Genomic DNA, 22,859 nt, shown 5'->3' with positions numbered 1-22,859 from the left:
TTAAGCCATCACGTCCTCGACCGTATTAATTACCTTCTTCTTAATCTCTTCCAGTGTACCTTCCTGTCGGGCGCCGGAAGCCTGCCGGTGCCCTCCCCCGCCATAAACGGCAGCGATTGCGGCTACATCAATGGCGCCTTTGGAGCGAAAGCCAATTTTAATGATGCCCGGCTCCGTCTCCCGAAAGAGTAGTCCCACTTCAACCCCTGCAATCATGCGGGTATAGTTAATGATGCCTTCCGGGTGAAAATCCAGGGCCTCTATGGCTTTCACTTCTTCATAGGGAAGGCTCATCCAAGCAATCCTGCCGTCACCACTGAATTCTATATATTTTAGGGCCAGACCCAGTAAAAGCACTTCCCGGCGCGATTTGGATTCAAACAAGCGAATCCGGGCTTGGTCAACATCAGCTCCCAGTTCCAGCAAACTGGCGGCAATACGCATCGTGCCAGAGGTGGTGTTGCTGTTCAGGAAGCCTCCGGTATCCATAAGAAGGGCAGCATACAGGCAATCCGCAATTTCTGCCCGGATTGGAACCTGCATAGCCTGCAGCAGGGCAAAAATTATTTCTCCTGTAGCTGCCGCGCCGGGGTCTACATAATTATAGTCACCATATAACTCGCTCTGGAGATGGTGGTCGATATTATAAACACATGTATGCCCGTCAATTTTAGCTAATATTTCCTCCCCGACCCGCTCCCGGTCAGCACAATCAAGAAATATAATATTGGCCGGGATAACTTCCAGCTCGGATGGCTTTTTAATCATTTCCCACCCGGACAAGTAATCATACCGGTCCGGCGCCGAATCTGCAAGAACCATGGCAACCTGCTTCCCGCTGTCGGTCAGGCCCCAATAGAGGCCCAGCAGTGAACCTATACAGTCACCATCGGGGATGACATGGCCCAGGATAAGGTAGTCGTCAGATTTCAGCAATTGGCGGGCAACTTCTTCCATGCTATTCATCGTGAATTTTTGGCCCTTCCTTTAATTCATCCAAAAGCGACGCGATCCGTATACCCTGCTCAATGGAATGATCCAGGCGGAACTCCAGATCCGGTGCATGTTTGACCTGGATAGCCTGAACCAGCTCGCTGCGTATGAAACCTTTAGCTTTTTGCAGGGCCTGCATGGTTTCCTCCTGCTTCTCATCGTCGCCCAATACGCTTATATATACCCGGGCATGACTCAGGTCATTGCTGACGTCAACCCTGGTAATGGAAACCGTGGTGAAGTCAATCCGGGGGTCTTTTATATCTTCCTGGATTATTCGGGCCATGATTCTCCTGATTTCTATAGCCATTCTTTCCTGTCTGCGTTTGCTCATGGCTTTACCCCCTTTTATCTTAAGTAGACGGCTGGGAAAAAGTCGTTATCTATAACTGCCGGGGTATTTCTTCCATGGTATAGGCTTCAATAATGTCGCCTTCTTTGACATCATTAAAATCCTGAATGCCTATCCCGCATTCGTAGTTTTCTACTACTTCACGGACATCATCCTTAAAACGTTTTAGGGATGAAAGCCTGCCTTCATACACGATTACACCATCGCGCAGTACCCGTATGTTAGCATTCCTTTGCAGTCTGCCGTCGATAACATAAGAACCGGCAATTAAACCCACATTAGGTACTTTAAAAGTAGCCCGGACTTCAGCCCGCCCCATATACTTCTCTTTATATTCCGGGTCAAGCAATCCGGCCATAGCCTTTTTAACATCATCGATGGCCTCATAGATAACACGGTACAAGCGGACGTCTATACCTTCATCTTCCGCATATTTCCTGGCTTTTACATCAGGGCGGACATTGAACCCGATGATTATGGCCTGGGAAGCTGAAGCCAGCATAACGTCAGTTTCGCTGATAGCTCCTACCGCAGAATGGATCACGTTTACTTTGACTTCATTAGTACCCAGGCGCAGGAGCGATTGTGCCAGGGCTTCGATTGAACCCTGGACATCACCTTTTATAATCAGATTAAGTTCTTTGATATCAGCATCCTGCATTTGTTTGAAAAAGTCATCCAGGGAAACCTTGCTGCTCTGCTTCTGCTCTTCCATTTTCTTTTCACTCAGACGCAGATTTACTACCTCCTTGGCCACTTTTTCATCACAGGCCAGAACTTTGCCTCCTGCTTCCGGAACATCTGACCATCCGGTAATCTCCACCGGCATGGAGGGATAAGCCTTTTCTACTCTTCTGCCTTTATGGTCGGTCATGGCCCTTACCTTACAATAGTTATTGCCGCAGATAAGGAAATCTCCAATTTTCAGCGTACCCTTGAGTACCAGTACGGTTGCTACCGGACCTCTGCCCCGGTCAAGTTGTCCTTCGATAACGACCCCTTCAGCGGTGCGGTCAGGATTGGCCTTAATTTCATGCACCTCTGCCACCAGCAGAATCATTTCCAGCAGGGTGTCAATTCCTTGGCCCTGCTTGGCCGATACCGGTACAAATATGGTATCACCGCCCCATTCTTCCGCAACAATACCGTATTCAGTGAGCTGCTGCATAACTTTGTCGGGGTTGGCTTCAGGCTTGTCGACCTTATTGATCGCAACCACAAATGGCACGTCGGCAGCCTTTATATGATTTACCGCCTCGATAGTCTGAGGCATAACCCCGTCATCGGCGGCTACTACCAGTACCACGATATCGGTAAGGTTGGCTCCCCGGGCCCGCATGGCGGTGAAAGCTTCATGCCCGGGGGTATCTATAAAGGTAACCCGATTGTCATTCACGGTAACCTGATAGGCTCCAATATGCTGGGTTATTCCCCCAGCCTCTCCGGAAACCACGTCAGATTTCCGTATCCTGTCCAGCAATGAAGTTTTGCCGTGGTCAACGTGCCCCATTACGGTTACTACTGGAGGACGCAGCTTGAGGCTGGATTCATCATCAACTATTTCTTCCAGCAATTTTTCTTCCTCGGAAACAGCTCGCTCTACCTTGACTTCATACAGGCTGGCCACTATTTCTGCGGTCTCAAAATCAATGGCCTGGTTGATGGATGCCATGATACCTAGTTCCATTAATTTTTTGACTATTTCCGCTGAACTCCGATGTAATTTTTCCGCCAGTTCCCTAACGGTGGTATTTTCCTCCAGGCTTATTTTATCCGGTAATTGGACCAACATATCCTCTTTTTTACGCTTATGTTTATGCTTTCTACCTGGACGGCTGTAATCCTTCTGCGCCTGGACCGGAGCGCTCTTGCGGGGTTTGTTTTTATCATATTTACCCGCCTGGCCGGGTCGTGCCTCTTTGCTCTTTTCCGCTACCTTATTCTTGTGTGGCTCGCCGCGCTTCTCCGGGGCCGGCGCAACTATCCTGTCGCCTGTGCGGGGCTGGTCTTTGCGCTGAGCGGCAGGCGGAGTACCCGGCCTTCTAAAGTTCTGCCCTTGACCATCACCTGAGAATTCACGGTTCTGGGGCTTCTCCGGCTTCGGCCTCGGGAAGCCGCCCTTAAGTGGTTCACGGTTTGGGGCTCTATCTGAAGCCGGTCTTGGCTGGTTTTTAAAAGCTTCACGGTTCTGAGGCCTGTCCGAACCTGATCTTGGTTGGCCTTTGGATGCTTCGTGCTGTTGAGCCCTGTCCTGAACCGGTCTTGGCGAACCCTTAAAGGGTTCTTTATTTTGAGGCTTATCCGCAACCGGCCGGTGTGCGTTCTTAAAACGTTCCTGGGTCTTGCCCTCCCGCGATATATTGCTCTTTTTTTCCTGACCCGCTGCCCGGTCGTTCGGCCTGACCTGTCTTTCCTGGCCGTGAGCAGGCCTGGAAGCTGTTTTCTCTTCCCTCTGGGGCTGCAGATGTTCCATCCGGTCAGCCTGTTCCCGGGCAGGCTGCTGTGGCCGTTTGGGGCTTGGGGTATCGTTTTCCAGTGATTTGGTTCCAGGAACACCCGTGCTATCCTTTTTTCCGGCCTCGGCCTTTTCTTGCCTTCCACCTGTTTTCAGCTGTTTCTTAACCCAGTTAGCCTGGGATTCCTCCAGAGTACTCATATGGTTTTTGACATCTAGTCCCATATTCTGCAAAGTATCGACCATCTCTTTACTTTGCAAGCCCAATTCTTTCGCTATCTCGTGTACCCTTATTTTGGCCATTCAACCACCCCCGTACTATTTAACCCTTCGCCCCGCGATTCCAAGAGTTTAATAATAGAATCCGCCATTCCCTGATCATTTATAGTTAAGGCAACCCGGTAAGCCTTGCCCACGGAGGTGCCGAGTTCATATTTACTCCCCAGGATGATCCAGGGAACCTTTTGTTTTTGGCTGATACTAATCAGTGAATCCCTGGTGTTTTCAGAAATATCACTGCTCATTACTAACAGGCAGGCCCGATTGAGTAAACTGGAGCGTACCGCCAGGGCACCTGACGACACTTTCCCTGCCTTTTGCGCTAAACCTATCCTACTATAAATTCTGTTCAATTTATCACTCACCTTGTATTACGGAAAAGATTTGGAGATTTGATTGGTAAGCATCTCTACTACTTCAGCAGGTATTTCCTGTTCCAATGCCTTCTGCAGGCGTTTACCCTTCAATGCCTGCTGCAAGCAGTCGAGTTGCGGGCACAGGTACGCTCCACGCCCTGGCTTTTTACCGCTGTTATCTATTTCAATGCTGCCCTGGGGGGTGCGAACCACCCTGGTCAATTCCTTCTTGTTTTTCATTTCCCTGCATCCCACACACATACGCTGCGGTATTTTACGGGTTTTGGCCATCTATATCGGTCTCCTCCATAAACTGGCTTTCACTCTTGATGTCAACCTTCCAACTGGTCAGCTTGGCTGCCAGTCTGGCATTTTGCCCCTCTTTGCCGATAGCCAGGGAAAGCTGATAATCCGGTACTACCACGGTAGCCATTTTAGCTTCTTCACTGACATAAACAGCTAGTACCTTAGCCGGGCTTAAGGCATTGGCAATGTATCTTTCCGGATCTTTGTCATACTTGATAATATCAATTTTTTCCCCTCCCAGCTCCGATACTATGTTTTGGACCCTCAGTCCCCTCGGTCCCACGCAGGCGCCAACGGAATCAACCCTTTCATCCAGGGAATAAACCGCTATCTTGGAGCGTGCCCCGGCTTCACGGGCAATTGATTTGATTTCCACCACTCCATCATATATCTCCGGTACTTCCAATTCAAACAACCGCCGCAAAAAATAGGGGTTAGTCCGGGATACGTATATGTTAGGCCCTTTGGAGGTATTCTTAACTTCATATATATAGGCCTTTATTCTTTGTCCCAGTTCATATTTTTCTCCGCTGATCTGGTCGGAAGGCAGCATGATGCCGTCGGTCCTTCCCAGGGTAATATATATGGTTTTGGATTCAATTCTCTGAATGATGCCGGTAACTATTTCCCCTTCACGCTCGAGAAACTCCTCATAGATTAAGCTTCTTTCAGCTTCCCGGAGCTTTTGGATAACCACCTGTTTCGCCGTCTGGGCGGCTATACGTCCAAAATTGGCCGGAGTAGCTTCAACGTAAACCATGTCTTCTTCCTGGCAGTCGGGGTACAGCTCCCGGGCTTCAGTTATATCGATTTCCAGGCGGGAGTCTTGTACGTCACTCACTACTTTTTTCTGGGAAAATACTTTGACCTCCCCGGTTAAATCGCTGAATTCCACGCTCACGCTCTGAGCCGTGCCGAAGTTTTTCTTGTAGGCCGTGTTAAGTGCCGCCTTAATTGCATCTATCAGAGCCACTTTCGGAATGCCACGCTCTTTTTCTATTTCGTGCAATGCCTGTATCAATTCATTAGACATTGTTTTTCCTCCTTAATAATCCGGATATAATCTAACCATGGAAACCAGTTCGCGGGGAAGCTCCATCACTTCCCCCTCAACCCTGACCTGAATTTTTGCCTTATCGGTTTCTACAAGTATTCCATTAATTTTACGGGGACCCTGGTAGGGCTTGAGCATTTTGATTTTCACCATACTGCCACGGAAACGCAAAAAATCCTTATCCTTTCTTAAGATACGGTCCAACCCGGGTGATGACAATTCCAGATGATCATAATAAATATTACGGTCATCCAATACTGGCTTAATGGCCCGAGTAGCTTGACTGCAAAGACTTAAGTCAACCCCCGCTTCACTGTCTATAAAAACGCGAAGCATTTGCTCCTTATTTTCCCTGCGGTATTCGATTCCCACCAGTTCTATAGCAAGCTGGTCAAGCTCCCTCTCGATCAACTCTTCGATCTCCTGTGTCTTTCCCAATAAAATCACCCCCGGCGGTTTTTTTACGATTACCGGTGCGTTACAATAGAAAAAGTGGGCGGACACCCACTTGTGGTTAACAGATATTAGTAAGCTTAGTATCAGTATAACATAATGTTAATAATTTATACAAGTCAATGCCGATATTAGGATTTTACTTAGGAGAAAAGGCTTATCTGGCTGCTTTCGGGTAAATCTCCGAAACAGTTGCTTTGTTTGAGTACCTCCATAGCCGTTTTATTGAGCCGGGTTCTCTGTTGAAAATCCTCAATGGAAATATAATCTCCTCCAACCCTGGCATCAACGATACTCTGGGCAGCATTAGCGCCCACATTGGGCAAAGCCGAGAACGGCAGCAGCAGTCCGTCTTGGTATACCACAAAACGACTGGCCTGGGAGCGATAGAGGTCGACCGGATAAAATCTGAAGCCCCGCGCATACATCTCCAGAGCCAATTCCAGCACCGGCAGCAATTTTTTTTCCTTTTGCGGGGCTTTAAATCCCATGCGGTTGATCTCCTTGATCCGCTGGGCTATCCTGTCAATTCCCTCCAGGACGGTTTGCGCTTCAAAATCCTCCGCCCGGATGCTGAAGAAACTGGCATAGAATTCCCTGGGGTAGTTTACCTTAAAATAAGCAATGCGAAAAGCCATCATAACATAAGCAACCGCATGAGCCTTGGGAAACATATATTTGATTTTCTGGCAGGATTCGATATACCAGGATGGTATCTGGCAGTCTTGCATGACATTTTTCTGCTTATCCTTCAGCCCCTTGCCTTTACGCACATTCTCCATGATTTGAAAGGCCTGGTTTTTATCCATTCCCTGCTGAATCAAATATATCATGATGTCGTCACGGGTACATATAACTTCGCTAAGACTGGCTACATCGCTTTCAATCAGAGTCTGGGCATTATTGAGCCAGACATCGGTACCGTGGGATAGCCCGCTTATCCTGACCAGCTCGGAAAAAGTTGTAGGCCGGGTTGCTTCCAGCATCTGCCGCACAAACCGGGTGCCAAATTCGGGTATGCCATAAGTTCCTACACTGCTGCCGATCTCATCAGACGTAACCCCCAAAGGCTCGACTCCTGAAAATAATCCCATGGTTTGCTCGTCATTCAGCGGAACAGCAGACGCCTTAATGCCGGTTAAATCCTCCAGTTCCTTGATTACAGTAGGATCGTCATGGCCCAGAATATCCAGTTTGACCAGTTGATCGCCGATGGCATGGTATTCAAAGTGGGTGGTTATTACCCCTGATTCTTTATTGTCAGCCGGGTGCTGCAGGGGGGTAAATTCCAGGATATCGTGATCCCGGGGCACAACTATAAGCCCGCCCGGATGCTGCCCGGTAGTTCTTCTTACTCCGGTTATACCGGCAGCCAAGCGTTCAACCTCTGAGTTTTTGAGCGTAATCTGTTTTTCTTCGGCATATTTTTTTACAAAACCGAATGCAGTTCGCTCCGCAATGGTGGAAATGGTACCGGCCCGGAATACATTCTCGCTCCCGAATAATTCTTCAACATACTGGTGGGCGTGACTCTGGTAATCCCCGGAAAAGTTCAAATCGATATCCGGTACCTTGTCACCCTCAAAGCCCAGGAAGGTTTCGAAGGGTATGTCAAAACCTTCATTATGCATAAGGCTGCCGCAGATCGGACAGTTCTTGCGCTCCAGGTCGGCCCCGCATCCCACTGATGCATCGGCGACGATTTCGCTATGCTTGCAGGATGGACAAAGGTAATGGGGCGGGAGCGGATTAACCTCGGTTATACCAGTGAGATAAGCCACCACCGAAGAGCCCACCGAGCCTCTTGACCCTACCAGATATCCGTCCTGGTTGGACTTTTTGACCAGTTTATGGGCGATAAGGTAAAGAACGCTGAATCCGTGCCGGGTAATAGAATCAAGCTCCCGCTCAATTCTGGCTCTTATCCGGGTCGGCATTTCCTCCCCATACCGGTCATGAGCCCCTTCCCAGGTCAGTTTTATGATATCTTCTTCGGCCGAATCAATTTTAGGCGGGTAAAAGCCTTCCGGAACGGGTTGAATCGTTTCCACCATTTCATTAATCAGGGCGGGATTATCGATAACCACTTTGCGGGCATCAACTGCTCCCAGGTAAGAATACTCCTCCAGCATTTCGCCGGTAGTCTTGAAATACAGGGGGGCTTGGGCTTCGGCATCCTGATAGCCCTGTCCGGACTGAATTATCCTGCGGTAGACCTCATCCTGGGGATCCAAAAAATGCACATCGCCGGTGGCTACCACCGGTTTGTCAAGTTTCTTTCCCAGTTCGACAATACGCCGGTTCAGCTGCCGCAGTTCTTCCTGGCCTTTAACCCGGCCTTCCCGGATGAGAAATTCGTTATTGGCCAGGGGCTGGATTTCAAGATAATCATAAAACCGGGCGATTCTCTCCAACTCCTCTTCACTGCCTCCATTAACCAGCGCCCGATATAATTCTCCGGCTTCACAGGCCGAACCCAGGAGTATCCCTTCCCGCTTCTCTTCCAATACCCGGCGGGGAATGCGGGGCTGGCGGTAATAATAATCCAGATAGGATACGCTCACCAGACCGTACAGATTCTTCAGACCAATCCGGTTGCGGGCTAATAATACAATATGGTGGGGGGTCTCTTTTTTATCATCTTCAATCAGGTAGCCTTCCACTCCATATATTATTTTGATATTGTGTTTTTGCGCTGCCTGATAAGCCTCCGGAAAAGCCTGGATGCAGCCGTGATCAGTTAGCGCAATGGCCGGGTGTTTCCAATCGGCAGCCCTTCTGACCAGAGCGGTAATATCACATAAGCCGTCCATGGCGCTCATCTTGGTGTGGGCATGCAATTCGATTCTTTTGTGCTCGCAATCATCGTTTCGAGTTTTTTTCTCCGCGATTTGATAGTTATCCAAAAACAGAACCAGTTCATGGGCTATATCATCATAACGCAGGCTTCCGCCAACTCTGATGGCATCGCCCACATTTATCCGGTCATCTTCCAGGTTATCCAGAAATGTTTTTATTAGTAGAGTATCGGTATAATCGGTCAAATAGTAAGTAACGACATATCTGTCGCCCCGAATACTGCTTATCTCTTTATTCCAGACCTCCCCTTCCGCCACCAGGTTCTTCAATCCTTCCTGCACCTCGCCCAGCGGTACAGCTTTCTGCTGGTCAAGGTCTAAACGGTGCCTTTCCCTTTTCCCTGACGGCCGGGGCGCACGACTGTAGTCCCTTATTTCCAGGACCTCCGCTTTAGTCCCGCTAATGGTGAGCTCAACCGGGAGTTGTTCCTGATTGCCGGTGGCCAGAGCTCGTACCAGCACCCGCAGGCTGTATTGTTCCAGGAGCCAGTCGGCCAGATGATTGCACACCTCATGTTCGATCAGATAGTTAAAGGTTTCTTCGTCTTCAGCTATAAGATCCAGGCGTTCATCTTTGATCATCCACTCAATCCGCTCGGCGATTTGCTCCTGGTTGAAAAAAGAGGAGTTTATCTCCTCCTTCCTGGCGGCAACAATTTCATTTATTTTATGGGCGGGCTCAGCCAGCAGGGGAACTATTTCCAGGTGATCCAGATAGGTTATGCGCTCATGCAATTCCTTGGCGGTTTGGCGTACGCTCCCTGCGTTAAGAGTATCACTGACCCCGACATATATAAACCAGGCTTTACTGCTGGAATGGACCTCAATTCTGTGTATCCTTGCTTGCTGCCATACAGCCAGCGGCTCCTTCCCGGTAATTTCCCGGTAAAAGGAAGCAAACTCACGCTTCAATTACAAATCCTCCCTAATGATTGCAGCATTTTTAATTCAGCCGGTCGATGCTGCGGAGTCCTTTCATTTCTGAAAGTTCGTCAATTACCTGGGATATCTTCATTCCGCTGGGGATTTCCATTAATAATTCTACTTCCAGGTCGTCTGAATTTTCCACCCGGTTTAGCTGAATGTTTTTTATCAAAACTCCCATGTCACCCAGAATGGAACCAATGGTTCCAACCTGCCCGGGCCGATCCTCCACCACCATAACTAGGCCCTTGTATTCCCGCATGCCGGTAAACAACTGCTCAAACTTGATAAAGTAAATAAGAACAAACAGTATAAGAATAGTCGTAGATACGGCTGGTATGTATAACCCGGCGCCAACCGCCAGACCTATGCAGGCTACCACCCATAAACCGGCGGCAGTAGTCAGTCCCCTTACGGAAGCTCCTTCCCGCATAATGGTTCCCGCCCCCAGGAAACCGATGCCGCTGACCACCTGAGCCGCAATTCTGCCCGGATCTGCATTCACGGTCTGATAATACTGCAAGTAGATATCAATAGATACGATCATGGCCAGGGCTGAGCCTACGCAAACCAGGGTGTAGGTACGCAAACCGGCAGGGCGGTTCAGGCTCTCCCGCTCCAGCCCTATCATCCCCCCCAGTATACAGGCCAAAACCAGCTTGAATATTATCTCATATATTGACATATTATTCCTTCACATCCACCCTCGTTTTTATCCCCTGATGATTTTAAGCACCTTTTCCCTTACCAGGTCTATATCTGTAAGTTCAACCTCTTTTTCCCATCTTTTCTTCACTTCGACCTTGTTTTCCTGCAAGGCTTTGGGACCAATCGTTATCCTCACCGGTATGCCAATAAGGTCGGCATCCTTAAACTTGACTCCCGCCCTTTCATCCCGGTCATCAATTAATACCTCCAGTCCATCCTCCTGCAGAAGCTGGTAGATGGATTGGGCAGCTTGCATTTGCTCTTCATTTTTACTGTTTACCGGCACGACTATTACATGATAAGGAGCTATGGGAATCGGCCATATTATACCATTTTCATCATAGTTCTGCTCCACTGCGGCCGCCATGGTTCTGGAAACACCTATGCCGTAACAACCCATTACAAAAGGACGCGCCTGGCCGCTTGGGTCTAAAAAAGTGCCCCCCATGGCCTCTGAATACTTGACCCCCAGTTTAAATATATGTCCTACCTCAATACCCCGAACCATATTCAGCTTTCCATCGCATACCGGGCAGGGATCACCGGCCACCGCATTCCTGATATCAAGAACGGCTTCCGGGACAAAATCTCTTCCCATATTGACGTTCTTAAAATGATAGTCATCTTCATTGGCGCCACAGGCGAAGTTATGCATAGCAGCTATTTCCAAATCAGCATAGATTTTAACATTCATACCCACCGGCCCCAGTGAACCAAAGCCTGCGCCAGACAACGCTTTTACCGCCGCTTCATCTGCCATCAGCAGTTCGTTGCATCCCAGGGCGTTTTTGAGCTTGATTTCGTTCAGCTCCCGATCACCCCTGATTAACGCTGCAACGAGTTCCCCGTCAGCACTGTACATCAGGGTTTTTACCTGCTCTCCTGAGGGGATGCCAAGAAAATCGGCAATATCCTGAATGGTGCGCTGTCCCGGGGTATGAACTTTTTCCATTGCCAGCAGGGCAGCCTTTGCTGCTCCCCCGGCACTGCAGATTGCCTTTTCAACATTGGCGGCGTAATCGCAGCTATCGCAGTAGACAATTTCCGATTCACCCGTTTCCGCCAGCACCATAAATTCATGACTTTCATTGCCGCCAATGGCGCCGCTGTCGGCTTCCACCACCCGGTAACGCAGACCCATCCTCTGAAATATCTGATTATAGGCATAGTACATCTTGTGATAGGATTTATCCAACCCCTCGTAATCGCTATCAAAGGAATAAAGATCCTTCATAATGAATTCCCGCCCCCGCATCAAACCAAAGCGAGGCCTTATCTCATCCCGATACTTGTTCTGGATTTGATACAGCAGCAGGGGTAAATCCCGGTAGGAGTGGATGTCGCCATCCACCAGGGCTGTAATTATCTCCTCATGGGTTGGTCCCAGAGCAAAATTTCTCTTATGGCGATCCTGAAGGCGAAACATTTCTTCGCCGTAAACCTCCCAGCGCCCCGACCTTTGCCATAATTCGGCCGGCTGGACGATAGGCATTAGCACTTCCTGCCCCCCGGCCCGATCCATTTCTTCCCGTACTATGCTTTCAATCTTTCTTATTACTCTATAGGCAAGGGGGAGGTAGGTGTATACCCCGCCGGATGCCTTACGAATAAATCCAGCCCGCAGCAACAGCTGGTGGCTGATTATCTCGGCTTCACTGGGAATTTCCCTTAAAGTCGGATAAAACAACTCCGAAGACTTCAAATCAGTCTCCCTCCTTAATTTCGGTTAGTTTCTCTATTTCTTCAAGCAGTGCTTCTACCAGCATTTCCTCCGGCACTTTCTTGATGATCTCCCCATGTTTAAAGAGCAAACCGGTTCCTCTCCCCCCGGCAATACCCAAATCGGCTTCCCGGGCCTCTCCCGGGCCATTGACTACACACCCCATTACGGCAATTCTCATAGGCTTATCCAGATGCCGGATCTGCCGGTCGACTTCTTCCGCCGTCTTTATCAAATCAATTTCACAACGCCCGCAGGTAGGACAGGAGATAAGCTCTGCCCCCCGTTCCCGCAGGCCCAGACTGCGTAATATTTCGTAGGCCGCCCAGACTTCATCCACCGGGTCAGCCGTAAGAGATACCCGTATGGTATCTCCTATGCCTTCACTGAGCAGCATGCCGATTCCCATAGCGGACTTTATCAAGGCCCGCTCCCGGGTGCCAGCCTCAGTAATGCCGACATGGAGCGGGTAATCGATTCGTTCCGCCATCATGCGGTAAGCTTCAACCGATAGTGTTACCGATGAAGCTTTGAGAGAAACCTTTATCAGCCCAAAGCCCATGTCTTCCAGGATATGAATATTATCCTGCGCACTCTCAACCATGGCTTCCGCGCAGACCCCGCCGTAACGGGAAAGAAGCCTCTTATCCAGGGATCCTGCGTTAACCCCTATCCTTATCGGTATCTGCCTTTCCCGGCAGCTCTTGACCACTTCCCGCACCTTCCAGGCTTCGCCTATGTTGCCGGGATTGATGCGTAAACCATCTGCACCGGAAGCAATACTCTGCAGAGCCAGGCGGTAATCGAAATGGATATCAGCAACAAGCGGTATATCAATCCGTTCCTTAATAGCTCCTATCGCCCGGGCCGCTTGCTGATCAATAACCGCCACCCGCACCAGCTCGCAGCCGGCTTTCTCCAGCAATCGTATCTGCTTTGCGGTAGAATCAATATCACGGGTATCGGTATTGGTCATGGACTGCACTATCACCGGATTATCCCCGCCTATAGCAACGTTTCCTATCCTTACTACCCTGCTTTTCCTCCCCATAAGCACTATCCCTTTATCAGCCTAACGATATCATTGAAGGTCACCAGTACCATAAGCGAAATCAGGAACAGGAATCCCAGCCAATGAATAAAACCTTCCCGTTCCGGTTCCAGTGGTTTCCTCCTGATCGCTTCCACCAGGGCAAAGACAATCCGGCTTCCATCCAGGGCCGGGATCGGCAAAAGATTCAAGACCCCCAGATTTATACTTAGAAAAGCAGTAAAACTGAGCAGCAACACTATACCTACCTGGGCCGCTTCCCCTATCATTTTGGTGATACCTACCGGACCGGCCAAATCACCTACCGAAGCTCCGCCGCTGAACAGCATCCCCAGTGATGATAACAGCAAAACCGTCAGCTCGTAAGTCTGCTGAAAACCAATTTTGATTGCATTTATTACTCCCTGTTTATCATAGGTCATAGCACCCATAACCCCGATGCTGGCTTTGCTGGTCTGCTCATTCTTCACCGGGTTGATGTCAAGGTTCACTGTCCGTCCGTCACGTTTTACCTGAAAATGCAGGGTTTGACCTGCTTTTGCACTTGCTATCCCGGCTGTAAGCTCATCCCAGCTGGCTATCGGCTTCCGGTCTATTGCCAGAACCAGGTCATTCGCCTTAAGTCCTGCCTTTTCAGCCGGCGTACCGGCTACCACCTGGCCGATCAAAGGCTGTTCCGAAGGGTGGGGTATTCCCACCACCGAGTAGACATAGACAAATATCAAAAGCGCCATAACAAAATTCATGAACGGCCCGGCAAATGCGACCCCCATCTTCTCCCACGGTTTACGGTTGTTGTAGCCTTCAGGGTCATTGGCATCACCCGGTTCCTCCCCGGCCATGCGGACATACCCGCCGAGCGGTATAATCCGCACCGAAAAATCGGTGCCGTGCTTTTTCCAGCCAAACAGGCGCGGGCCAAAGCCGATAGAAAACTCCCATACCGGTATACCGATTTTACGTGCCGCCATGAAATGGCCCCATTCGTGTACCAGAATGAGAACAGCTATAATCAACAGAGTTATAAGAATTGTCACGCCGGTATTCACTCTTTATCCTCCTTGCCATGTTAATTAAAACATACTCCTTCGGTCGCTATTAAGGGAGTCAGACTACCCTGATTAGCACAAACTGTATTAATGTTTGTGCCCATCGGTATGCCTCTGAATGTTTACAACCAAAAATCCTTTATGGGGAAATTGGTGTTCCCTTAGCAATACCCTCCCTTTTCAGCACTGATTTGTCTTCTTCACCTGGAAAATCCGTGTATGCTGTGATTTCTTATCACTTCTCACCGGTTAAGGTTACCATACTGAGACAGGTTTCCCGCGCCCAGGTATCTGCCGCAAAGATTGTATCCAGGCCGGGTTCCGGGACCACATTGTGCCGGTTCATGGTTTTTTCCACCAGTATGGGTATATCCGTAAACTTTATTTTATTACTCAGGAAACTGCTTACCGCTATTTCATTGGCGGCATTCAAAACCACCGGCATGGTTCCTCCCAACCTGCCGGCTTCATAGGCCAGGCTTAGACTGGGAAATAAAGAATCATCCACCCGAGAAAAGTGTATACTTTTTAGACCGGCAAAATCAAGGCCACGGGCTGGAGACTCCAATCTCCGGGGCCAGGTTAAGGCATATTGGATGGGAATCCGCATATCGGCTGCGCCCAGGTGGGCCAGGAAAGAACCGTCGACCAGTTCCACCATGGAGTGAATGACACTTTCCCTTTGCACCAGTACCTCGATCCGGTCATAATCTACCGCAAATAAATGATGGGCCTCAATAACCTCCAGTCCCTTATTCATCAGGCTGGCGGAATCGATAGTAATTTTAGGCCCCATAGACCAGTTAGGGTGTTTTAATGCCATGCCAACGGTAACCGCTTCCAGTTCCTGCCGGGAAAAATCACGGAAGGGTCCTCCGGAAGCGGTGAGCCATATTCTTTGCAGGAAGCTCTCTTCTCCCTGCAAGCACTGATATATGGCGGAATGCTCACTGTCTACCGGGATTATATCCACTTGCTCCTGCCGGGCCATCTTCATTACAATATCACCAGCCGCCACCAGAGTCTCCTTGTTAGCCAGAGCAACACGCTTGCGGGCTTTTATGGCCGCCAGGGTAGGCCTTATTCCTACTGCCCCGCTTACTGCTACCACAACGGTGTCAGCCTCCGGCAATGAACTGAGCTCAATCATGCCAGCCAGGCCAGCCGATATCTGACACTTACCGGCTATTCTCTCTTTCAGCTCCCGGTAAGCGGCAGGGTCGGAAACTGCAACCGCTGCCGGCCTATATCTATTGACCTGTTCTTCCAGCTGGGCTGCTTCGTCGCGGGCGGCAAGGGCAATTACCCGAAAGCGCTCCGGATGTTTATCCACCACTTCCAGTGCCTGCCGCCCAATGGAACCGGTCGAACCCAGTATTACTATATTATTTATCATTTCGCTTTCTAAATCTTCTTTCAATCCCGTTTCCTCCATCCCAGGCCATCAAAGATGCCCACCCGGTAACAGGCCATTACAATGACCACCAGCACCGGGCCCATTATCATTCCTATAATTCCTCCCAACTGCAAACCGGCATAAAGCGATATCAGGGTAGCCAAGGGATGCAGTCCGATATTGTCCCCCACAATTTTAGGTTCCAGGAACTGCCTGACTACCGAGATTAGAACATATACTATCAACAGGCTTATGGCCAAACGGGTATTACCGGTAATGAAATGCCAGGTAATCCAGGGTACAAATATAGTCCCCGGACCCAGAACCGGCAAAATGTCGCATATCCCAACTATAATGCCGATGGTCAGGATATAGTCCAGCTGCAGGACTTTTAAGGAAACAATGGTAATAATGGCAGTAATAGTTATAAGTATGCTATAGGCCTTGAGGAAACCAATCAACGCCCGAAATAATTCGGTAATGACTTTTATGGTCTTGGACTGCGCCGTTCCCGGGATAAAACGCATCGAAAAATTCACCAGGGCTTTACGATCCTTGGTGATAAAGAAGGTAGCAACCGTAGCAATCATCAGGAATATTAAGGCTCCCGGCAGCATGGTCAGAGTTTGCACCAGGGCATTGATGCTGCTGTCCAGCAAAGTTTGCAGGGTTTGCAGGCTCCTTCCAAGGTTTTCCTGTATGGCCGTCTCCACTTGCGGCGGCAGGTTCAAACGCAAATAAAATAATTCAAAGTCACTGAAGGTTGCAATAACCCGGCTTATTATTTGGTCGGAATAATGCACCACCTGAGGATACAGCCGGGACAGTTCCTTTATTATTACCGATATTATGGCCGATATCAGGTATATAAATCCTCCTACCACCAGAATCAGGCTGATAACCACAGCCCAGGCTCTCTTTATTTTAGCTTCATTCTCAAAGAATTTTACAACCGGTTCTATAATTAAGGCGATTACCAGCGCCAGAATAAAGGGAAGGAAAATTATGGGCAGATAGGACAGTATTTTACCCAAAATAGGGAAAACGTAAGTAAACAGCAGGTATATAGCAACCAGCGCCATAACCAGTATTGACAGACGGATTAATCTTTTGAGGCTTTTTTGCAATTCGGGATCCATTTCTTTCCCCCGTTTCCTTAAAAAATTTATGCGGGTTTCGCGATTTATTTTGAATCTCGCCGCTCTTCTCAATAGATGATGTAAAGGGCATAATAATAGACCAGCGGAACTACCAGTAGAAAACTGTCAAAGCGATCCAGGACCCCGCCATGGCCGGGAAGGATCTTCCCGGTATCCTTGACCTGAAAATACCTTTTCGCCCCGGAAATAAATAAATCTCCCAGTTGAGCCATTATACTCGCGCCCACCCCTAATGCTAAAGCATATGCAGTATTAACCTCAGCCATATCTGTTATCGGGAAAAAGGCCAGCGCCACTGCCGCAGCAAGGGCCAGTCCTCCCGCAGCCCCTTCCCAGGTTTTGTTAGGGCTCAGAGCCGGCATCATTTTATGCTTTCCCCATAATTTACCGGCGCAATAGGCTCCCGTATCGCTGGCCCAGGTGAGAAGCAACGCCAGCAGCATAATAAGAAAGGGCTGGGGCAGGGTAACCACATCAATGGTATAGCTTAGCAATAGACCGATGTAGGCAGCTCCAAACAGGCTGACGGATAAATTCATGATATTCAATAACGGATATTTTAAGATAGTGATAATCACCGCCAATACCAGAATAGCGAATATGCCCGGATAAAGATAGGGGGCGGGTTTAAAAAGGAGCAGCAAGATTAACAGTATTCCTGGCGTAAATAGTGGTTTTATCTCAATGTTAGCCATCATACGGGCATATTCATAAAAAGCCAGCAATGCCACCAGACCAAAAAACGCCTTCCAGTATAGTCCTCCCCCATAGAGTACGCCCAGCAGGATCGGAATACCAATAATCGCCGTAACCACCCTGGCTTTAAACACCTTCACTACCCTCTTCCAGTGTACTTAGAGCTCCAAATCTCCTGTCTCGCTGCTGATAGTCCGCTATGGCGCTAAGAAAATCCTCCCGGCTGAAATCGGGCCATAGGCGGTCGGTAACCCAGATTTCAGTATAGGCCAGCTGCCAGAGAAGGAAGTTGCTTAAACGCATCTCCCCGGCGGTTCTTATTAAGAGGTCGGGGTCGGGTAATCCAGCGGTATATAGTAATTCGGCCATGCTGTCTTCGTTTATGGTATCGGGTGACATCTCACCCTTTGCGATTTTAGCCGCTAATTTTTTAACCGCATCAGTTATCTCGGTTCGGGAACCATAATTAAGGGCGATGTTAAAGACCAGTCCCCCATTCTCCCGGGTGGTTAGCAAAGCCTGTTCGATTTCATCCCGGCATTCCCGGTTTAAAACCGTATAATCTCCGATAACATTAATTCGAACCTGGTTTTCATGGAGCTCCGCCAACTCTTTATGGAGAAATTCCACCAGCAGTTTCATCAGGTATTGGACTTCATTTTCCGGCCTTTTCCAATTTTCAGTGGAAAAGGCATAAACGGTAAGAACCGGGATTTTCAGCTCGTCACAGGCTTTAACCACCCTTTTTAGAGCCGCCATGCCCGCACGGTGACCCATGGTACGCGGCATCAGCCGCCGTCTCGCCCATCTGCCGTTGCCATCCATAATAATGGCGACATGACGGGGAAGAGTATTACTATCTTTTAATCCGCCTTTTTTCTTTAGCAAGATAGCCCTTCTCTCACTAAATTACAAAACCCCCCGGACAGGGGGTATTTTGTAATAATTATAACCATACTCAGTTTTTATTTAAACTCAAAAAAGCTAGACTTCCATAATATCTTTTTCTTTGGTCTGCATGATGGCATCTATGTCCTTGATATATTTGTCGGTTAATTTTTGAATGTCGTCCATGCCCTTCTTACTTTCATCCTCGGAAACCAGTTTCTCTTTCTCACTGGATTTAAGCAAATCATTCCCCTCACGACGGATGTTTCGCACTGCTACCCGGGCTTCCTCAGCTCTTTTCTTCACTACTTTGACCAGATCCTTCCTTCTTTCTTCGGTAAGCTGAGGAATAGCGATGCGCACAACGTTACCATCGTTGTTAGGGTTGACCCCCAGATCTGATTTCATAATAGCCTTTTCAATATTGGCCATGCTCCCTTTATCCCAGGGCTGAATCACCAGCAGCCTGGCTTCCGGTACAGTAATATTAGCCAACTGATTGAGCGGGGTCGGTTCGCCATAGTAGTCCACCATAATCTTTTCCACCATGGCCGGGTTAGCTCTTCCTGCCCGTAAACCTGCCAGATCCCGGGTAAAATGTTCAATGGTTTTTTTCATCCGCTCTTCCGCATCACTCAAGATATCCTTTATCATTGCCTTACCTCCCCTACGTAGGTACCAATGTTTTCGCCCATAACTGCCCGCAATATATTGCCGTCCTCCATCAAGTTAAACACAATAATAGGGATTTTGTTGTCCATACATAAAGAAGCCGCTGTGGAATCCATAACCCCCAGTCCCTTGTTAAGAACATCTATATATTCAAGAAAGCTGAATTTCTTGGCATCAGGGTTCTTAACCGGGTCCGAGTCATAAACCCCGTCAACCTTTTTAGCCATAAGAATAACCTCGGCTTCGATTTCAGCCGACCTTAAAGCAGCGGCCGTATCAGTAGAAAAATAAGGATTTCCGGTTCCAGCCGCGAATATGACCACCCGGCCTTTCTCCAGGTGGCGGATAGCTCTCCTTCTTATGTAGGGCTCAGCAATTTCTTTCATTTCTATGGCCGTCATGACTCTGACCCCCAGGTTCTGTTTTTCCAGGGCATCCTGCAAAGCCAGAGCATTTATTTCCGTCGCCAGCATTCCCATGTAATCTGCAGTGGCCCGATCCATGCCCTGGGCACTACCAGCTACTCCCCGCCAGATATTACCTCCACCTACTACAATAGCGACTTCGACCCCTTTGGCTACAACATCCACTACCTGCCCGGCAATAGATACCAGGGTTTTGGGGTCTATACCATAGCCACTGCTACCTGCCAGCGCCTCTCCGCTAAGTTTCAGCACAATTCTCTTATACCTGGGGTTCTGCAAGCGATTTCCTCCTTGCCGTCACCATAATTACGGTGTTATTAACCACAATGAAGCTGCGTTTATTCTTTTATCTGGGCCATAACCTCAGCCGCAAAGTCACACTGTTCCTTCTCTATGCCTTCACCCAATTCGTAGCGCACAAATCTTCTGATGTTAATATTTTCACCGATTCTGGCTATATTTTCGTGAATCAGTTCCTGCACGGTCCTGTCCGGGTCTTTAATATACGGTTGCTCCAGCAAGCAGCGCTCTTTGTAGAATTTATCCAGGCGGCCTTCCACCATTTTGTCGACCACCTTTTCCGGTTTGCCTTCCTCCAGCGCCTGGGCTCTTAATACTTCCTTTTCATGTTCAATAACACTGGCAGAAACTTCTTCCCGGCTGATAAACTCAGGATTGGAAGCGGCAATTTGCATTGCAATATCATAGGCCAATTGTTTGAATTCCTGTGTTTTACCCACGAAATCAGTTTCGCAGTTCACCTCTACCAGGACCCCTATCCGGCCGCCGCCATGGATATAGGATATAACCACGCCTTCGCTGGCTACCCGGCCCGCTTTTTTGGCCGCTTTGGCCAATCCCTTGGTGCGCAATTCGTCTATGGCTTTCTCAATATCACCATTGGTAGCTACCAGTGCTTTTTTGCAATCCATCATACCGACACCGGTTCTCTCACGCAGTTCTTTTACCATTTCAGCAGTAACCACTGATTTAAACCTCCTAAATTATTTTTATTCATAGAAAAGGGGTGTCATCAGGAAAACATCTCCGATTACACCCCTTGTTTTGTTAAGCTGTAACCTGTTCTCCCTGTTTTCCTTCCAGCACAGCATCCGCAATCTTAGACGATATTAGCTTAACCGCTCTTATAGCATCATCGTTTCCCGGTATAACGTAATCTATTTCATCCGGGTCACAGTTGGTATCAACGATAGCCACCACCGGAATATTGAGTTTTCTGGCTTCCGCTACGGCTATCTTCTCCTTGCGCGGGTCAACTACAAAAACGGCCCCCGGAAGCTTATCCATGTCCTTGATGCCCCCCAGGAATCTTTCCAGTCTTTCCCGCTCGTTGAGCAGACGCGCCACCTCTTTCTTGGTCAGTACTTCAAAGGCTCCCTCGTTCTCCATTTTCTCCAGTTCTTTAAGGCGAAATACCCTTTTGCGGATAGTTTTATAATTGGTAAGCATACCTCCCAGCCAGCGCTGGTTTACAAAGTACATCCCGCATCTGGTGGCTTCATCCCTAATTGTTTCCTGAGCCTGTTTTTTGGTACCGACAAAGAGAACGCCTTTGCCATCTGCAACCACTGATTTGATAAATTCGTAGGCATCGTCAAACTTCTTGACGGTTTGCTGGAGATCGATAATATAGATACCGTTTCTCTCCATATAAATATAGGTGGCCATCTTGGGGTTCCACCTGCGGGTCTGGTGTCCGAAATGTACCCCTGCTTCCAGGAGCTGTTTCATAGTAATTACTGACACCGATATCCCTCCTTTCAGTTTTAATCCTCCGCAGTTTCATCCTGTCTGAAAGCTGAAGTCAGCACTGTTCAGAAAGTCAAGCTGCGTGTGTAATTACCAAGTGATAATATAGCATAAATTTACCTGGTTTTGCAAGCCAGCCGGGAATCATCTCAAAAAAAAACCTGAAGTAATAACCTCCGGTTTTTTTACGCTCTTTTTTTGTTTAACAGGTTAAGTATCAAACCGACTTCACCCTGCCCCCGATTCAGAAGCTTGGCAATCGCTTTAACGGAATATCCCTGATCCGCTAATGTTTTAACCGCCAGATAAGGGTGCGCCTCTTGCAAAGCTTCTATCCGGACTTCCGCTTCCTGATAATTATCTGAAGCTGATCCATGGTCACAGCTTTCAGCTGCATCCGTAACCCCGGGCTCTATAATCATCTGATTATTATCCCGGGACTCTAACCGGATATCCGGTGTTCCCGTCCGAAGCATGAGCCGCTCCTGGATTTGCGCCGCTGTATTTTCATCTACTGTATTCAGGGGACTATTATAGGCATGACCCATAGCCTGCAGCTTGGCCAGGAGTTCTTTGCTGTTTATGCCCAGGGCCCGGGCAAGCTCATAAATCCTTATTTTCCCCGATCCTCTTTCACTATCTTCGGCCGGAGACGGATTAAGCTCTTCAATGGTTTCTCCTGGGCCGGTTCCAGCCATTCTGCTGTCAATACTATTCACGATTTCCCGGGAGATATCCAGACTCTTCTCCAGCATGGAGTTTAAATCATCCCTGACCATGCGGGCCTCAGATATGGCGCCTTTTAATTCCTGGAAACTATTGGTCAAACCTTCCCTTCTAACCAGAACGCAGGCGGCCAAAGCCAGGATAATAATTCCCAGAATGATTGCTGCCGTTATCTTTATCACCTACCTTCGTGAAGTCCAGCGCGCAGGTTATGGCTGCAGCATTACATCCGCCCCACCAGCTAGACAATAATGTCCAGTTTACTGCCGCTCCCGCTTGGAGCAGGATTTGTCTTGTCTCCCGGTTCTTCATGGTCTTTCTTGCCGCCCCGGTACCTTTTTTGGGATTGTTTCTCTTTTTCCTCTTTTTCATCAACCTTTTTATGCCGGCTTTCCCCTGGCTTATTAACGGTTTTACTATATCTATCCGTTTCCTGATTGATATTTTTGATAAATTCTTCCTGCCGGTGGTTGTTCCCGATCTGCTGTGCCTGCTGTATCTTTGCCACATCGCCTACTTTTTGAACCAGGACCTGCATATCAATGCTTTTGATGGTCATAACGGTCTT

Annotated in this window: 22 protein-coding genes; all 22 read right to left on the bottom strand. The window is 48.6% G+C overall.

Annotated features, from left to right (window positions below; genetic code table 11):
* The gene (locus ACU70B_RS06475) at positions 1 to 966 is read right to left on the bottom strand and encodes a DHH family phosphoesterase (RefSeq protein WP_447185530.1); all 966 of its coding nucleotides are present in this window, start codon (positions 964 to 966) and stop codon (positions 1 to 3) included.
* Entirely contained in the window at positions 959 to 1,327 is a 369-nt protein-coding gene (gene rbfA / locus ACU70B_RS06470) for a 30S ribosome-binding factor RbfA (RefSeq protein ID WP_447185529.1), read from the bottom strand. Before rbfA ends, ACU70B_RS06475 begins: the two co-directional genes overlap by 8 nt.
* Positions 1,328 to 1,376: 49 nt before the next feature.
* Positions 1,377 to 4,103, bottom strand: coding sequence for a translation initiation factor IF-2 (gene infB, locus ACU70B_RS06465; RefSeq protein WP_447185528.1), 2,727 nt, complete (start codon positions 4,101 to 4,103; stop codon positions 1,377 to 1,379).
* Complete coding sequence (locus ACU70B_RS06460) at positions 4,091 to 4,432, bottom strand: L7Ae/L30e/S12e/Gadd45 family ribosomal protein (RefSeq protein ID WP_447185527.1); 342 nt, start codon at positions 4,430 to 4,432, stop codon at positions 4,091 to 4,093. The genes infB and ACU70B_RS06460 overlap by 13 nt, the downstream gene beginning before the upstream one ends.
* An 18-nt stretch (positions 4,433 to 4,450) precedes the next feature.
* Complete coding sequence (rnpM, locus tag ACU70B_RS06455; RefSeq protein ID WP_447185526.1) at positions 4,451 to 4,726, bottom strand: RNase P modulator RnpM; 276 nt, start codon at positions 4,724 to 4,726, stop codon at positions 4,451 to 4,453.
* On the bottom strand, positions 4,710 to 5,774 hold the full coding sequence (nusA, locus tag ACU70B_RS06450; RefSeq protein WP_447185525.1) for a transcription termination factor NusA: 1,065 nt from the start codon (positions 5,772 to 5,774) through the stop codon (positions 4,710 to 4,712). The genes rnpM and nusA overlap by 17 nt, the downstream gene beginning before the upstream one ends.
* A 12-nt stretch (positions 5,775 to 5,786) precedes the next feature.
* Positions 5,787 to 6,233, bottom strand: a complete 447-nt coding sequence (rimP, locus tag ACU70B_RS06445; RefSeq protein WP_447185524.1) for a ribosome maturation factor RimP — start codon at positions 6,231 to 6,233, stop codon at positions 5,787 to 5,789.
* Positions 6,234 to 6,391: 158 nt separating this feature from the next.
* On the bottom strand, positions 6,392 to 10,018 hold the full coding sequence (locus ACU70B_RS06440; protein ID WP_447185523.1) for a PolC-type DNA polymerase III: 3,627 nt from the start codon (positions 10,016 to 10,018) through the stop codon (positions 6,392 to 6,394).
* Positions 10,019 to 10,049: 31 nt separating this feature from the next.
* Positions 10,050 to 10,715, bottom strand: a complete 666-nt coding sequence (locus ACU70B_RS06435; RefSeq protein ID WP_447185522.1) for an MgtC/SapB family protein — start codon at positions 10,713 to 10,715, stop codon at positions 10,050 to 10,052.
* Between the two features lie 27 nt (positions 10,716 to 10,742).
* Positions 10,743 to 12,440: a proline--tRNA ligase gene (locus ACU70B_RS06430; RefSeq protein WP_447185521.1), complete on the bottom strand. Its 1,698-nt coding sequence runs from the start codon at positions 12,438 to 12,440 to the stop codon at positions 10,743 to 10,745.
* 1 nt (position 12,441) lies between these two features.
* Positions 12,442 to 13,509, bottom strand: a complete 1,068-nt coding sequence (ispG, locus tag ACU70B_RS06425) for a flavodoxin-dependent (E)-4-hydroxy-3-methylbut-2-enyl-diphosphate synthase (RefSeq protein ID WP_447185520.1) — start codon at positions 13,507 to 13,509, stop codon at positions 12,442 to 12,444.
* Between the two features lie 5 nt (positions 13,510 to 13,514).
* Complete coding sequence (gene rseP, locus ACU70B_RS06420) at positions 13,515 to 14,558, bottom strand: RIP metalloprotease RseP (protein ID WP_447185519.1); 1,044 nt, start codon at positions 14,556 to 14,558, stop codon at positions 13,515 to 13,517.
* A gap of 235 nt (positions 14,559 to 14,793) precedes the next feature.
* Positions 14,794 to 15,954 (bottom strand): 1-deoxy-D-xylulose-5-phosphate reductoisomerase, encoded by a 1,161-nt coding sequence (locus ACU70B_RS06415; RefSeq protein ID WP_447185719.1) that lies wholly within the window; start codon positions 15,952 to 15,954, stop codon positions 14,794 to 14,796.
* A 20-nt stretch (positions 15,955 to 15,974) separates the two neighbouring features.
* Positions 15,975 to 17,093, bottom strand: a complete 1,119-nt coding sequence (ytvI, locus tag ACU70B_RS06410) for a sporulation integral membrane protein YtvI (protein WP_447185518.1) — start codon at positions 17,091 to 17,093, stop codon at positions 15,975 to 15,977.
* 68 nt (positions 17,094 to 17,161) lie between these two features.
* Positions 17,162 to 17,944, bottom strand: a complete 783-nt coding sequence (locus ACU70B_RS06405) for a phosphatidate cytidylyltransferase (protein WP_447185517.1) — start codon at positions 17,942 to 17,944, stop codon at positions 17,162 to 17,164.
* A complete protein-coding gene (gene uppS / locus ACU70B_RS06400; protein WP_447185718.1) occupies positions 17,937 to 18,701 on the bottom strand; it encodes an undecaprenyl pyrophosphate synthase in 765 nt (254 codons plus the stop codon). Before uppS ends, ACU70B_RS06405 begins: the two co-directional genes overlap by 8 nt.
* Before the next feature lie 93 nt (positions 18,702 to 18,794).
* The gene (gene frr / locus ACU70B_RS06395; protein ID WP_447185516.1) at positions 18,795 to 19,352 is read right to left on the bottom strand and encodes a ribosome recycling factor; all 558 of its coding nucleotides are present in this window, start codon (positions 19,350 to 19,352) and stop codon (positions 18,795 to 18,797) included.
* Positions 19,349 to 20,074: a UMP kinase gene (pyrH, locus tag ACU70B_RS06390; RefSeq protein WP_447185515.1), complete on the bottom strand. Its 726-nt coding sequence runs from the start codon at positions 20,072 to 20,074 to the stop codon at positions 19,349 to 19,351. Before pyrH ends, frr begins: the two co-directional genes overlap by 4 nt.
* Before the next feature lie 59 nt (positions 20,075 to 20,133).
* Complete coding sequence (tsf, locus tag ACU70B_RS06385) at positions 20,134 to 20,781, bottom strand: translation elongation factor Ts (RefSeq protein ID WP_447185514.1); 648 nt, start codon at positions 20,779 to 20,781, stop codon at positions 20,134 to 20,136.
* A gap of 82 nt (positions 20,782 to 20,863) precedes the next feature.
* Positions 20,864 to 21,562, bottom strand: a complete 699-nt coding sequence (gene rpsB / locus ACU70B_RS06380; RefSeq protein ID WP_447185513.1) for a 30S ribosomal protein S2 — start codon at positions 21,560 to 21,562, stop codon at positions 20,864 to 20,866.
* Positions 21,563 to 21,750: 188 nt separating this feature from the next.
* Positions 21,751 to 22,473, bottom strand: a complete 723-nt coding sequence (locus ACU70B_RS06375; protein ID WP_447185512.1) for a translation initiation factor IF-2 N-terminal domain-containing protein — start codon at positions 22,471 to 22,473, stop codon at positions 21,751 to 21,753.
* Positions 22,474 to 22,532: 59 nt separating this feature from the next.
* Positions 22,533 to 22,850 carry a hypothetical protein gene (locus ACU70B_RS06370; protein ID WP_447185511.1) on the bottom strand — a complete coding sequence of 106 codons (318 nt, stop codon included), beginning with the start codon at positions 22,848 to 22,850 and terminating at the stop codon, positions 22,533 to 22,535.
* Positions 22,851 to 22,859: the final 9 nt, after the last annotated feature.

This window comes from Syntrophomonas curvata (genome assembly GCF_052976825.1).
The sequence above is the reverse complement of the archived record's forward strand: the minus strand, read 5'-3'. Positions and strand labels throughout refer to the sequence as shown.

Excerpts from the sequence above, each read along its gene's own strand:
- ACU70B_RS06475 (WP_447185530.1), bottom strand. The coding sequence starts at position 966 with ATGAATAGCATGGAAGAAGTTGCCCGCCAATTGCTGAAATCTGACGAC.
- rbfA (WP_447185529.1), bottom strand. The coding sequence starts at position 1,327 with ATGAGCAAACGCAGACAGGAAAGAATGGCTATAGAAATCAGGAGAATC.
- infB (WP_447185528.1), bottom strand. The coding sequence starts at position 4,103 with ATGGCCAAAATAAGGGTACACGAGATAGCGAAAGAATTGGGCTTGCAA.
- rnpM (WP_447185526.1), bottom strand. The coding sequence starts at position 4,726 with ATGGCCAAAACCCGTAAAATACCGCAGCGTATGTGTGTGGGATGCAGG.
- nusA (WP_447185525.1), bottom strand. The coding sequence starts at position 5,774 with ATGTCTAATGAATTGATACAGGCATTGCACGAAATAGAAAAAGAGCGT.
- ACU70B_RS06435 (WP_447185522.1), bottom strand. The coding sequence starts at position 10,715 with ATGTCAATATATGAGATAATATTCAAGCTGGTTTTGGCCTGTATACTG.
- ispG (WP_447185520.1), bottom strand. The coding sequence starts at position 13,509 with ATGGGGAGGAAAAGCAGGGTAGTAAGGATAGGAAACGTTGCTATAGGC.
- ACU70B_RS06415 (WP_447185719.1), bottom strand. The coding sequence starts at position 15,954 with ATGATAAATAATATAGTAATACTGGGTTCGACCGGTTCCATTGGGCGG.
- ytvI (WP_447185518.1), bottom strand. The coding sequence starts at position 17,093 with ATGGATCCCGAATTGCAAAAAAGCCTCAAAAGATTAATCCGTCTGTCA.
- frr (WP_447185516.1), bottom strand. The coding sequence starts at position 19,352 with ATGATAAAGGATATCTTGAGTGATGCGGAAGAGCGGATGAAAAAAACC.
- ACU70B_RS06370 (WP_447185511.1), bottom strand. The coding sequence starts at position 22,850 with ATGACCATCAAAAGCATTGATATGCAGGTCCTGGTTCAAAAAGTAGGC.